Origin of the sequence: Streptomyces sp. 6N223, from assembly GCF_052246635.1 — a bacterium.
GTDB lineage: Bacteria > Actinomycetota > Actinomycetes > Streptomycetales > Streptomycetaceae > Streptomyces.
Genome location: NZ_JBQQCA010000094.1, coordinates 1 through 11,947 on the forward strand (window position 1 = coordinate 1; position 11,947 = coordinate 11,947).

The 11,947-nt window shown below is 71.1% G+C and carries 6 protein-coding genes; 3 read left to right on the forward strand and 3 right to left on the reverse strand.

Annotated elements, in window-relative coordinates; genetic code table 11:
• The first annotated feature begins 142 nt into the window (after nucleotides 1-142).
• On the forward strand, nucleotides 143-1,252 hold the full coding sequence (locus tag ACTWQH_RS31885; RefSeq protein ID WP_443290300.1) for an SGNH/GDSL hydrolase family protein: 1,110 nt from the start codon (nucleotides 143-145) through the stop codon (nucleotides 1,250-1,252).
• Between the two features lie 99 nt (nucleotides 1,253-1,351).
• Here the strand turns inward: ACTWQH_RS31885 and ACTWQH_RS31890 are convergent, their stop codons facing one another.
• Together ACTWQH_RS31890 and ACTWQH_RS31895 are read right to left on the reverse strand one after the other, a co-directional pair.
• Nucleotides 1,352-2,287, reverse strand: a complete 936-nt coding sequence (locus ACTWQH_RS31890; RefSeq protein WP_443290301.1) for an aldo/keto reductase — start codon at nucleotides 2,285-2,287, stop codon at nucleotides 1,352-1,354.
• A gap of 49 nt (nucleotides 2,288-2,336) precedes the next feature.
• The gene (locus ACTWQH_RS31895) at nucleotides 2,337-4,463 is read right to left on the reverse strand and encodes a glycoside hydrolase family 36 protein (RefSeq protein WP_443290302.1); all 2,127 of its coding nucleotides are present in this window, start codon (nucleotides 4,461-4,463) and stop codon (nucleotides 2,337-2,339) included.
• Between the two features lie 361 nt (nucleotides 4,464-4,824).
• Between ACTWQH_RS31895 and ACTWQH_RS31900 the strand changes: the two genes are divergently transcribed.
• Nucleotides 4,825-6,714, forward strand: a complete 1,890-nt coding sequence (locus ACTWQH_RS31900) for a beta-L-arabinofuranosidase domain-containing protein (protein ID WP_443290303.1) — start codon at nucleotides 4,825-4,827, stop codon at nucleotides 6,712-6,714.
• A 33-nt stretch (nucleotides 6,715-6,747) separates the two neighbouring features.
• On the forward strand, nucleotides 6,748-9,183 hold the full coding sequence (locus ACTWQH_RS31905; protein WP_443290304.1) for a DUF4982 domain-containing protein: 2,436 nt from the start codon (nucleotides 6,748-6,750) through the stop codon (nucleotides 9,181-9,183).
• A gap of 24 nt (nucleotides 9,184-9,207) precedes the next feature.
• Here ACTWQH_RS31905 and ACTWQH_RS31910 read toward each other — a convergent pair whose 3' ends face one another.
• Nucleotides 9,208-11,604, reverse strand: a complete 2,397-nt coding sequence (locus ACTWQH_RS31910; protein ID WP_443290305.1) for a glycosyl hydrolase family 95 catalytic domain-containing protein — start codon at nucleotides 11,602-11,604, stop codon at nucleotides 9,208-9,210.
• Nucleotides 11,605-11,947: the final 343 nt, after the last annotated feature.

The window sequence follows — 11,947 nt, forward strand, 5'->3', positions numbered from 1 at the left end:
ATGTGGGGCTCCGGAGAACGGCGACGCCGCCGGAGCCACACCGCCACGAGCGCCACCACTGCCCCCACCACCGTCCCGACTCCCCGAGTGCCGCACCTCCGCAATTGCCGGGACGGCAGCCCCCACCAGCAGAGGAAGTCACATGCAGACAGATCGCCGTTTGTCCCGACGTGCGTTCGTCACTGCCGCCGCCGTAGGCGCCGTCACCGCCCTCGGCGCCGCGTCGCGATCATCCGCCGCCGCGCCGGCCGAGGTTCACACCGTTGGCCGCGTCAAGCAGGCCGCCGACGGATCGCTCCAGTACTCCTGGCCCGGCACCTCCTTCGAGGGCCGGTTCCGCGGCACGGGTGTCGGCATCGTCCTCGACGACGCCGACAACGACTACGACGTTCAGATCGACGGAACGACCGTCGACACCCTGGTGACCCCCGGCCAGACCACCCACTGGGTCAACGGCCTCGCCGCCGGCGAGCACAGCGTACGGCTGGTCAAGCGCACCGAGAGCACCTGGGCCGCCGGGCGGTTCGGCGGTTTCACCGCCGACTCCGGGGGCGAGATCCTCGCACCGCCCGCGCCGAGGAGCAGGCAGATCGAGTTCATCGGCGACTCCTACACCGCCGGCTACGGCAACGTCTCCGGGCAGCGCGACTGCTCCGGCATCGGCGGCGTCGGCCGCAACACCAACACCGATCTCGCCTTCGGCGCCCTCACCGCCCAGAGCCTCGAAGCCGACTACCAGATCAACGCCTTCTCCGGCCTCGGGATGGTCCGCAACTACAACGGCCACAGCCCGGACATCACCTACCGCTCCTTCTACGACCGGGCACTGCTCCACGTCGACGGCGACGTATGGGAGAAGCCGGCCACCTGGCAGCCGCACGTCGTCGTGATCGGCCTGGGCATCAACGACTTCTCCACCCCCCTCAACGCGGGCGAGCGCTGGGCCACGCAGGAGGAGCTCGTCGCCGCGTACGAGACCGCGTACCACGAATTCCTGGACAAGCTGCGCGCCCGCTGCGGCCCCGAGACGTTCCTCGTGGTCAGCGCCACCAACGTGGAAGCGTTCGCCGGCACCGCCCAGCGCATCGCCGAGGACCGCAACGCCCAGGGCGACGACCGGGTCGGCTACTGGTTCTACGGCGACGCCGCCCTCGACTACCTCGGCTGCGACTGGCACCCCTCCGCCGCCGACCACCAGATCCTCTCCGGCCTGCTCAACGACTACCTGGCCACCCTTCCGCTGAGCTGGTAGCCGGGCGACGAGAAAGCCGGGCCCCGGCCGAGGCAGAGTGACCTCCCGCCAACGGGCCCGGCACCGGCCGCACCGCTCAACTTCCCGGCGTTGTGAAGGTCATGGCACTCGATGCCCGGCGGCGCGGGAGAGTTCATACCAGTCGGCTCGGGTGAGCGGCAGGTCGGATCCCTGAGCGGCGCCGCTGACACGGTCCGGACTGGTGGTGCCGAGCACGACCTGCATCCGCGCGGGATGGCGGGTGATCCACGCTGTCGCGATGGCGATCGCCGGAACCTCGTACCGGGCGGCGAGCCGGTCGACCACGGCGTTGAGCTCGGGGTAGTCCGGAGAGCCGAGAAAGACGCCGTTGAAGAAGCCCGCCTGGAACGGCGACCACGCTTGGACGGTGATGTCGTTCAGCCGGCAGTAGTCGAGGATTCCCCCGCCGTCGAGGGTCACCGACTGCTGCTCGTCGAGCATGTTCGCCGCGATCCCCTGGGCGATGATCGGCTGGTGGGTGATCGACAGTTGCAGCTGGTTGGCGACGATCGGCTGGCGCACCGACTTCCGCAGGAGGTCGATCTGGCGTGGCGTGTGATTCGAGACCCCGAAGTGGCGGACCTTGCCCGACGACTCGAGATCGTCGAAGGCGCGAGCGACCTCCTCGGGCTCGACCAGCGCGTCCGGGCGATGCAGCAGCAGGATGTCGATGCGTTCGGTCCGCAAGGCCCGCAGCGATCCCTCGACGGAGTCGATGAGGTGGTCGTAGGAGAAGTCGAAGTAGGGCCCCTCCCTGACGATCCCCGCCTTGGTCTGGATCGTGATCTCGTCGCGTTGCGATGGGCTGAGCCGCAGCGCCTCGGCGAAGCGGCGTTCGCAGCCGTGCAGCTCCTTTCCGTACACGTCTGCGTGGTCGACGAAGTCGATGCCGGCGTCGCGAGCCGTTCGTACGAGTTCGCGGATCTCGTCATCGGTCTTGTCGGCTATGCGCATCAGGCCGAGCACGAGGTTCGGCGCGATGATCTCGGTGCCCGGCACGGTGAAGGTCTTCACAACCTGTCCTTTCAGGACGTACGAAGGGTTGTCGGTGCGGGGACGCGAGTCAGTTCGCATTCCTGAGCCGGAAGACCCGGGCGGCGGGCGCCGGCCCGCCCGTGAGGCGGAGCACGCCGGCGTCGGCGTCCCAGTCGGCCGGCCAACCGGTCAGGCGCCGCGGATACAGCACGTCGATCTCCGCGTCGACGCCCCGCAGGTGCGGCATCGGGAGGTCGACGACGTCATCCGCGCCGGGCCGCCGCCACACGGCCAGGACGCCCTCCCCGCCCGTACGCAGGCCAAGGGCGATCCAGCCGTCCTCCCACTCGGGCAGGCCAAGCGGCCAGAACGGCACCGCCCGGGCCAGCTCGCCGCGGATCGCCTTGTGCGCGTGGACGCCGTCGCGGACCAGCGCGAGCTGGTCCGCCGCCATGCGGTTGAGGTGCCCGGAGAGGTAGAGCCGGCCGAGCAGCCCGGTGACCATCGTGAACGCGATCTCCTCGTCGGACATGTCCGCCTGCGGGTAGGCCCAGCTCGCGGACTGCTCGGGCAGCAGGGCCATCGGCGCCGCCGCGGCGATCGGCGGATAGCGCAGCGGGCTCTCCTGATCGCTGGTCGACTGCAGCTGCAGCCGGGCCAGCATCGCGTAGTCCATGCGCATGCCGCCGGAGCCGCAGTTCTCCAGCACCAGGCCCGGGTGCCGGTCCAGCACGCCCTCGAGCCAGCGCAGGTGAGCGCGGTTGTGCGCCAGCAGCCCGGCACCGGGTGCCTCGGCCTTCACGTCGGTGCCGGGACCGACGTTGACGTTGTAGTCGAGCTTGAAGTAGTCGATGCCGAACTCGCCGACCAGCCGGTCGATCGTGGCGTCCAGGTGCGCGACCGCTGCGGAGTGGCGCAGGTCGAGGTGGTATCGGCCGTTCTCGACATGCCGCCTGCCGTCCCGTTGGAAGAACGCGTCGGGCGGGAGGCTGTCCGCCAGCGGGCTGCGCACGCCGACGACCTCCGGCTCGAGCCACAGCCCGGGCCGCATCCCGGCGGCACGGATGCGGTCGATCACCTCACCCAGACCGCCTGGGAACCGCGTACGCGAGGGCGCCCAGGCGCCCACGCTGTCCCACCATTTGCCGTCCTCGTCGTACCAGCCGGCGTCGATGCAGAAGTACTCGGCGCCGGCCGCCGCGGCGGCGTCGATCAGCGGCAGCACCCGCTCGGTGGTCGGGTCGCCGAGCAGGGTGTTCATGTAGTCGTTGAACACCACCGGCAGCCCCGTCCGGTCCGGATGCGGCCGGACGATCGCCCGCCGGTACGCCGTCAGCGCCGCGATCGCCGACTCCATGCCGCCGTCGCCGACCGCGAGACCGGCCGGCACGCCGGCGAACTCCTGGCCCGGGTCCAGCGTCTGGCGCCATTGGTGGTCGCCGTCGACAGGTCCGTGGACGGCCACGTACACACCGTCCGGGCGCTCGCCCACCTCCCACCGCCACGCCCCGTTGTGCTCCACCTGGAACGCCCACGCCCGCCCGCTGTCCGTGTCGACGAGTGCGCCCATGGGCAGGTACTCCCCCGACGACCATGAACCGTGGCTGGCCATCACCAGTGCGCCGCGCGGTGTCTGCCCGCGGGTGGCGAGGTCGGCATCCGGCAGCCCGCGCTTCCGCAGCGGCTGCCGCTGCCACCGGTTCTCGGCCTGCCAGTTGTTCTCCGCCCAGTACACGTCGATGCCGTCCGCGCCGGAGCCCGGCCGGAACGCGCCAGTCGCCAGCGAACTGACCGCATACAAGGTCACGGGCTCGTCACCGACCACCCGGACGCTGGTGTGCACCTGGATCGCCGGGACGTCCTCCGGCGATCGGATCAGTGTCCGCACCTGGAGTCCGGCCTCGTCGTCCACCTGCTCGAGTTCGAGTTCCACCCAGCCGTCCGCCGTCTCGACGCGATGGGTGGCGTAGCGCAGCCGGCGCCCGACCGTGGTCCCCACCTGCCGGGGCCCGGACCAGGGCTGCCCCTCGCCCGCGATCTGTACCTCCGCCAGTGGCTGACCGGATCGGCGTGTGCCCGCCCCGTCGCCGGCGTCGGCCCGGCGTACGTCCTTCGGTTCGAGTCGCGTCAGGCACACCGGCGCATCGGCGTCGGCGGACAGCTCGAGTGTCAGCGCGGCGTGGCCCCACAGGAGGCGGAACGGAGGTGGCGTCATCGTGCGGAGGCCTTTCGGATTCGCTTCTGCCGAGCGCCGGACGCCGTTCTGGTCGGTCGCCGGTCGCGACCCGCCCGCGTGAAATCGGCTGGAAGCAGCGACGAGTCATCTGATGTTGACACGCCGGCGCTGGCTACGCAATCACATGCCCGCCGCGAATCGGGCGGCGAATGCCTTGGCCTCGCGCCGGGATTCTGTCAGCTGCGCTGGTCGTTCCGGCACCGGCACCAGGCCTGCTCGGCGCAACCCGCCCGCACGACCTCGCGATCGGGTTGGCCGCAGAGCATCGAAGGCTTAGAGTTCTCGCCCAGTATTCATCATATGACTGCGGCCGTCGACCGGCAGCGAAGGGAGCAGCGAGATGAGGATCCGCACGATGCCACTGGACGCCGTCCGGTTGCGCGCCGGGCTCTTCGACGAGCGCCGGCAGCACAATCGCGCGTACCTGCTCTCGCTCACCGCCGACAACCTCCTCCAGAACCACTACCTCGAAGCCGGGATCTGGAACCGGCTGTGGCATCTGCAACCGTCATCGGAGGACCCCGAGTCCCGCGGCGTCGGGCGGCACTGGGGCTGGGAATCACCCGGCGGACAGCTGCGAGGACACTTCGTCGGCCACTGGCTGTCCGCCGCGGCCCGCGAGGTGGCCGTCACCGGAGACCCGCACCTGAGAGCCTGCGTCGCCGACATCGTCGGTGGGCTGGCCCGCTGCCAGCAGGCCAACGACGGGGAGTGGGTCTTCTCCATACCTCCCCGCTATCTCGATCTCCTGGCCGACGGCCGGACGGTCTGGGCGCCCCAGTACACGATCCACAAGACGCTCATGGGCCTCGTCGACGCGGCGCGCGATCTCGACGACCCTGTCGCTCTCGAGGTGGCGCGCAAGGCGGGGCACTGGTTCGCCCGCTGGGCCGCGCGGTTCGACCGCGACCAGTTCGACGACATCCTGGACGTCGAGACCGGCGGCATGCTCGAGGTGTGGGCCGACCTGCTCGAGCTCACCGGCGAGACGGTGTTCCACGATCTCCTGGACCGCTACTACCGCGGGCGGCTGTTCGATCGCCTCGTTGCCGGGATCGACGTCCTCACGAACATGCACGCCAACACCACCATCCCGGAGGTGCTCGGCGCCGCGCGCGCCTTCGAGGTCACCGGCGAGTCGCGCTGGGCCGACGTCGTCCAGGCGTACTGGAGTTGGGCGGTGGACCGGCGCGGCACGTTCTGCACGGGGGGACAGACCGCGGGCGAGATCTGGACGCCGCCGTTCGAGTTCGCCGCACGCCGGGGCGACAAGAACCAGGAGCACTGCGTCGTCTACAACATGATCCGGCTCGCGGACGTGCTGTTCCGCTGGACCGGTGAGGCGCGCTACCTCGACTACATCGAGCGCAACCTGTTCAACGGCCTTCTGGCCCAGCAGCACCCCCGCACCGGGATGGTGACGTACTTCCTGCCGCTCGAGGCAGGAGCCCGGAAGCGGTGGGGAACGCCGACCGAGGACTTCTGGTGCTGTCACGGCACGCTGGTTCAGGCGCACACGCGGCACAGCTCCCTCGTCTTCTACGAGGACGGCGAGACGATCGTCGTGGCCCAGCTCATACCCGCCGAGCTCCGAGTCGACCGCGCCGGCAGTCCCGTCCGCGTGCGGATGGAGAGCCGCGAGACGGCGGCACGCGTCGGGCCGGACGCCAACGCGGGCCAGGCGGGCGCGCGACACCGGCCCGACTCCTGGGGGCTGGCCCTCCGCATCGAGTCGGAGCAGGACGTGGAGCTGACGCTGCGGGTGCGGATCCCGTCGTGGGTTGCCGGCGAGGCGCAGATCGCCCGCGACGGCGAGCCCCTGGACACGCGGCCGGCGAACGGATTCGTCGAGCTTCGGCACGCGGGCGGGCGCACGGAGTTCGAGATCACGCTCCCGGCCCGGCTCTGGACCGACCCTGTTCCGGACGAGCCCGGGACGGTCGCCTTTCTGCACGGCCCGGTGGTGCTGGCCGGTCTCACGGACGTCGAGTCCCGGCTCGTGGGCGACGTCGACGAGCCGGCCACGATCCTGTCCCCTGACAACGAGCGCCAGTGGGCGCAATGGCTGCACGGCTACCGGACGGTCGGACAGCCGGCATCGATTCGCTTTCGTCCGCTGCACGAGGTCATCGATGAGCCCTACACGGTGTACTTCCCCGTGGCGGCGGGTGACGCGAGCGGGCTCCGGCCGGGCGCCGACACAACCGATGAGACGGTCGCAGGTGCCTGAACGGGCGAGCGTCTGAACCATGAGAGGACTCCGATGATCCGCCAATCCTTCTCCGACAACTGGTGGTTCCGGACCACGCACACCGAAGGCGTGCCGACCACAGGGGACGCGTCGGCCGTGCGGGTGACGCTGCCGCACGATGCCGTCCTGGCATCGCCACGACGCCCGGATCCGGCACTGACGGGCACGGCCTACTTCCCGGGCGGTGCCTGGGAGTACACGAAGCGATTCCCGGTGCCGGAGGAGTGGCGGAACCGCCATGTCCTGCTGGAGTTCGAAGCCGTGTACCGCTCCGCCTCCGTCTTCGTCAACGGCAGCCTCGCCGCGCACACCGCGTCCGGGTACTCGGAATTCAGCGTGCCCCTCGACCCGTTCCTCCGGTTCGGCACCGAGAACGAGGTGCGAGTCCAGGCGCGCGCCCACCGGGATTCGCGGTGGTACTCCGGTGGCGGCATCATCAGACCCGTTCACCTGGTGGTCGCCGACCCCGTCCACGTGGCGCTCGACGGGATCGTCGTGACCACTCCGGACGTCGACGCGGAATTCGCCCTGGCGCAGGTCGACACGACGGTCGACAACGTCGGCCGGCACACGGCGACGCGCGCTGTGCGGACGCGCGTCATCGCGCCGGACGGCACCGAATGCGCTGCCGACACGGCCCGGGTCACCGTTCTGCCCGGCGAACCCGCGGTCGTGCGTCAGCGGATGCTCGTACCGGAACCCCGGCTCTGGAGTCCGGGCTCACCGTCGCTCTACCGAGCCGTCGTGACCGTCACGGCCGACGGAACGGTGACCGACGAAGCGGAGACGGCCTTCGGGATCCGCGTCATGCGGGTGGACGTCGCGCGCGGCCTGCGGATCAACGGCGAACCGGTCAAGCTCCGCGGCGCGTGCGTGCACCACGACAACGGCGTCATCGGCGCCGCCACGATCGCACGCGCCGAGGAGCGTCGCGTCGAGCGTCTGAAGGCGGCCGGCTTCAACGCGATCCGCAGCGCCCACCAGCCGATGAGCCGGGCGATGCTCGATGCCTGTGACCGCCACGGGGTTCTCGTCATGGACGAACTCTCCGACATGTGGACGCAGACCAAGAACGACCACGACCTCGCCACCACGTTCCCCGATACCTGGCGACGCGACCTGGAAGCGATGATCCGCAAGGACCGGAATCGGCCATGTGTGTTCGCGTATTCGATCGGCAACGAGATCCCGGACATCGCGACGGCCCACGGCGCGGCGTGGACGAGACGCATCGCCACCGAGGCGCGTCGACTCGATCCGACCCGGTTCGTGACGAGCGGCGTCAACGGCGCCCTGCCCGTGATGTCCGACGAGATCGACCATGACCCCGGCCTGCTCGGGGAGGCGGCACGAGCCGAGGCCAGGGAGATCAACGGGCGCAAGACGGGGCTCACCGAGAAGATGAACACGCTCGCCACCACGGAGGCGGTCAGCATGTTGACCGCCGAACCGTACGCCGCGCTCGACATCGCCGGGATGAACTACACCGACTCACGGTACGCACTCGATCGGAGCCTGTTCCCGCACCGCGTCATCGTCGGGTCGGAGACGATGCCGCCGCGGATCGACGAGCTCTGGGCGCTCGTGCTCGCGCATCCCCACGTCATCGGCGACTTCACCTGGACCGGGTGGGACTACCTCGGCGAGGTCGGCCTCGGCCGCCCGCGTTACGCGGAGGGTTCTCCCGATCCCGGCGCGCTCACGGAATACCCATGGATCACGGCGTGGGTCGGCGACATCGACATCACCGGGCGCCGCCGCCCGGCGTCGTTCTACCGCGAGATCGTGTTCGGGCGGCGGGCCGAACCGTACCTCGCCGTGCGTCGCCCGGGCACCAAGGGGCTCACACCGACACCGAGCACGTGGGCGTGGAGCGACAGCGAACCGTCGTGGACGTGGCCGGGCGCGGAGGGCACGGAGGTCGAGGTCGAGGTGTACAGCGACGCACCCGAGGTGGAACTGTTCGTCAACGGCACCTCCGCGGGCAGGCGACCGGCCGGCCCCGCCCATCGATACCGCGCCGTCTTCGATGTCCGGTACGAGCCCGGACGCCTCGAAGCGGTCGCCGTGCGGTCCGGCCGGGCCGCCGAACGGGTCTCGCTCCGGTCGGCGAACGGAGACCGGCGGCTCGTGGTGGCGCCGGATCGCGCCGGACTCCGGGCCGGCGACACCGACCTGTCGTTCGTGGACATCGACATCGTCGACGAGCACGGTACCCGCGCCACCGACGCCGAGACCGAACTGGAGCTCGAGATCGACGGACCCGGCCACCTGCAGGGATTCGGAAGTGCCGCGCCCCGCACGGAGGAGTCGTACCTCGACCGCCGTCACCGCGCGTTCCAGGGCCACGCCCTCGCCGTGATCCGGCCGACCGCGCCCGGGACCATCACCGTGACCGTGCGCGCGAGCGGAATCGGCCGCTCCGGCGCGACGATCGTGGTGCGCTGACGTCAGGCTCCGGACGGCCCGCCCTCAGTCGCGCGCCTCCGGGACCCAGTCCAGCCGCAGCGTCGACGGCTGTTCGCCCACGGTGATCCAGCGCTCCCCGCCTGCGCGGCCGTCGAGGGCGAACGGCCGTCCGGCGTCCACCCGCACCCGGTCGCCGGGATTGAGCCACGCCGCCTCGGGCAGGCGCCGGAGCCGCACGGCGCAGCCCGCCGGATCCCATTCGAGCCGGTCGACGACGATCCCGCCTCGTGCCCGGAGGCCGGTGACCGAGCCGCTCTGCCATTCCCCGGGCAACGCCGGCAGGAGCGTGAGCGTGCCGACGCCGGAGTTGAGGAGCATCGCCGCCACGAGCGCCGGCAGGCCGCCGCTGGGATCGAGGTTGAAGATGCTGCCGGCGTCGTGCGTCGTCGTCAGCGCGGGGCGCCAGTGCTCCACCGCGAGCCACTCCGCACAGCGCAGCGCCGACCGGGCATCCCCCAACGACGCGGCCGCCATGCCGAGCTGTACGAGGCCGAACGCCATCTCCATGCGTCCGGGAGGAGCGGTCGGGTCCTCCGCTCGCCACGCCAGCTTCGCCGCGACGGTCGCCGCCGCGGCGGCGCGCAGCGCGGCCGCCGACTCCGACGCTCCGAGGAACGCGGGATCGGGCTCGTACCACAGCGGGTACAGCTGTGAAGTGTGGCGGTGCGCGTGGTTCTCCGGCCACAGCTCGCCGATCCACTCGGCCAGCGTCCCGTCGTCCGATCGCCGGTACGCCGGCAGCGCCGACGCGAGGTCGGCCCATCGCTCGTCCAGCGAGTGGTCACCGCGCGCACGTGCCAGGAGCGTCGCGCAACGGGCGGCGTCCCGCAGGATGGCCACGTCCATCGTGGCGTCGGCCACCAGGGGTGACCCGCCGGGCACCGGAGCGTTCTCGGGCGAATAGTTCGGGATGATGTGCCGCCGCCCGCCGGCACGTGTCGTGGCCGTCTCGGCGAAGGCCAGGACGCCCTCCACCAACGCCCACAGGCCGTCGTCGACGATGGTGCGGTCTCCCGTCGTCGAGACGAGGTCTGCCGCGAAGCGCAGTACCCAGCCACCGCAGCCGACCCAGAACACGTGCGGATACGGCGGGGCGAAGTGGTTGGCGCGGCCATGGTTCGACATCCGCGCCGGCAGCAGCATGCCCTCGGCCCCGTAGACCCGGCGGGCATTGTCGCGGTAGTCCTCGAGATGCGGGAGAACGAGGCGTAGCAGCGACTGCGCGAGCTCGGGCGTTCCGGTCGGTATGAGGCTGGCGATGCCACCGTTCTGGACGTTCCCGTTCATCGTGTAGTCGGCCGACCAGGCCGGCGTCCAGGTGCCCTGCCACACGCCTTGCAGCGTCGGGGGAAGCTCACCGGTCGCGGCGATGGCGTTGGCCCGTCCGGAGAGGTACGCGACCTCGATGACCTGGCGCCGCGCGGAGCTGTCGCCGTTCCGCGCGGCGGCCCAGAGCTCCTCGGTGGTCGTGGAGGCGTGCCGGGCGGCGAGGTCGAGCACCGACCTCCGTACGAGTGCGCCGTGGGCGGTGCGCTGGCGTTCGCGCAAGGAATCCCAGGTCGGCTCCGCCACCTCCGCGCGGGCGCCTGATGCGCCGACCCGGATGTCGAACCGGAGCAGGCCGCTGCCGCCGGCCGGCACGCGCAGCCGGCTGCGCAACCGGGTGCCGGACTCGTCCGGGATCCACTCCTCACCGCCCCGCACGGTCGTCTCCGCGGAGATCCCCGCTCGGCCCGCCGACGCGGTGACGACGCCCACCGCGCCCCCGGACACCTCCGCGCGAACGGCCGTGGCGTAGTTCGGTGCGCCTGTCTCGGCGCTCGGGGCCGATTCGCCCGACAGGCCCACCTCGATCTCGGCGACGAGGTCGAGCTCCGACTCGACGGCGACCCAGACGGTCTCCTCTCCGCGTGGAGCGATCGCTCGCAGGACGATCCGCCCGCCGCGGGAATCCGACCATGCCACCGCGACCTCACCGTGTTCGAGATCGATGGAGCGACGCATGCCGTCACCGCCTCCGGGCGTCGTGACGGTCAGCGTCGCGCACATGCCCAGCGGGTCGGTCCAGATGAGCCCTCCGTCGAAGCCCGACTCACCGGCCGCCTCCATCATGAGGCGGCCGGCTCTCTCGCTCTCGCCGCCCAGGATCAGGCCGCGCATGGTCTCCAGCACCGGGGCGAGCACCGGCGCGGGAGGCGCGGGATTGGCCGGCAGGAAGAACCGCTCGTGGGCGATCGACACGCTCATGAGCCCGGGCGGGCCGAAGACGATCGCCCCGACTCGCCCGCTTCCGGTGATCGCTCCGTCCTCCCAGGTCGGCGCGGGCGTGGCCGTTTCGAAGACCGGGAGGGGCGTCGCCGGTCGGTGATCGACGACGTGGCGGGAGTCCTGGATCGTCATGCTGCCCTTCCGGTCGGCGCGTGGCGCGCCAGCTGACGATCCCCCTCTCCGCGCGACGCGATGTCGTGCGGAGAGGGGATCGACGCCGGCGCTCCGTTCAGGTGGGGCGTCGTAGGCCTTCTGCCAGATCTCGCTCTTGGCCGTCGCGCGTGCGCGGGGTGGTGGCCGTGGTGGCCGGGTCCGCATGCTGGGATGTGCGGCCCGGCCACCGGACGCTCAGTGTGACGCGTCGTAGGACTGCTGGTAGATCTCCAGGAAGCGATCGAGTCCCAGGCCGTCGAGTTCGCCGAGGTAGGAGTCCCAGTCGGAGTCGAGGGACTTCTGTCCGGTGATGAACTGCACC

Bases quoted from the DNA above. Each gene is read 5' to 3' on its own strand.
- ACTWQH_RS31885 (WP_443290300.1), top strand. From the start codon at position 143: ATGCAGACAGATCGCCGTTTGTCCCGACGTGCGTTCGTCACTGCCGCC.
- ACTWQH_RS31895 (WP_443290302.1), bottom strand. From the start codon at position 4,463: ATGACGCCACCTCCGTTCCGCCTCCTGTGGGGCCACGCCGCGCTGACA.
- ACTWQH_RS31900 (WP_443290303.1), top strand. From the start codon at position 4,825: ATGAGGATCCGCACGATGCCACTGGACGCCGTCCGGTTGCGCGCCGGG.
- ACTWQH_RS31905 (WP_443290304.1), top strand. From the start codon at position 6,748: ATGATCCGCCAATCCTTCTCCGACAACTGGTGGTTCCGGACCACGCAC.
- ACTWQH_RS31910 (WP_443290305.1), bottom strand. From the start codon at position 11,604: ATGACGATCCAGGACTCCCGCCACGTCGTCGATCACCGACCGGCGACG.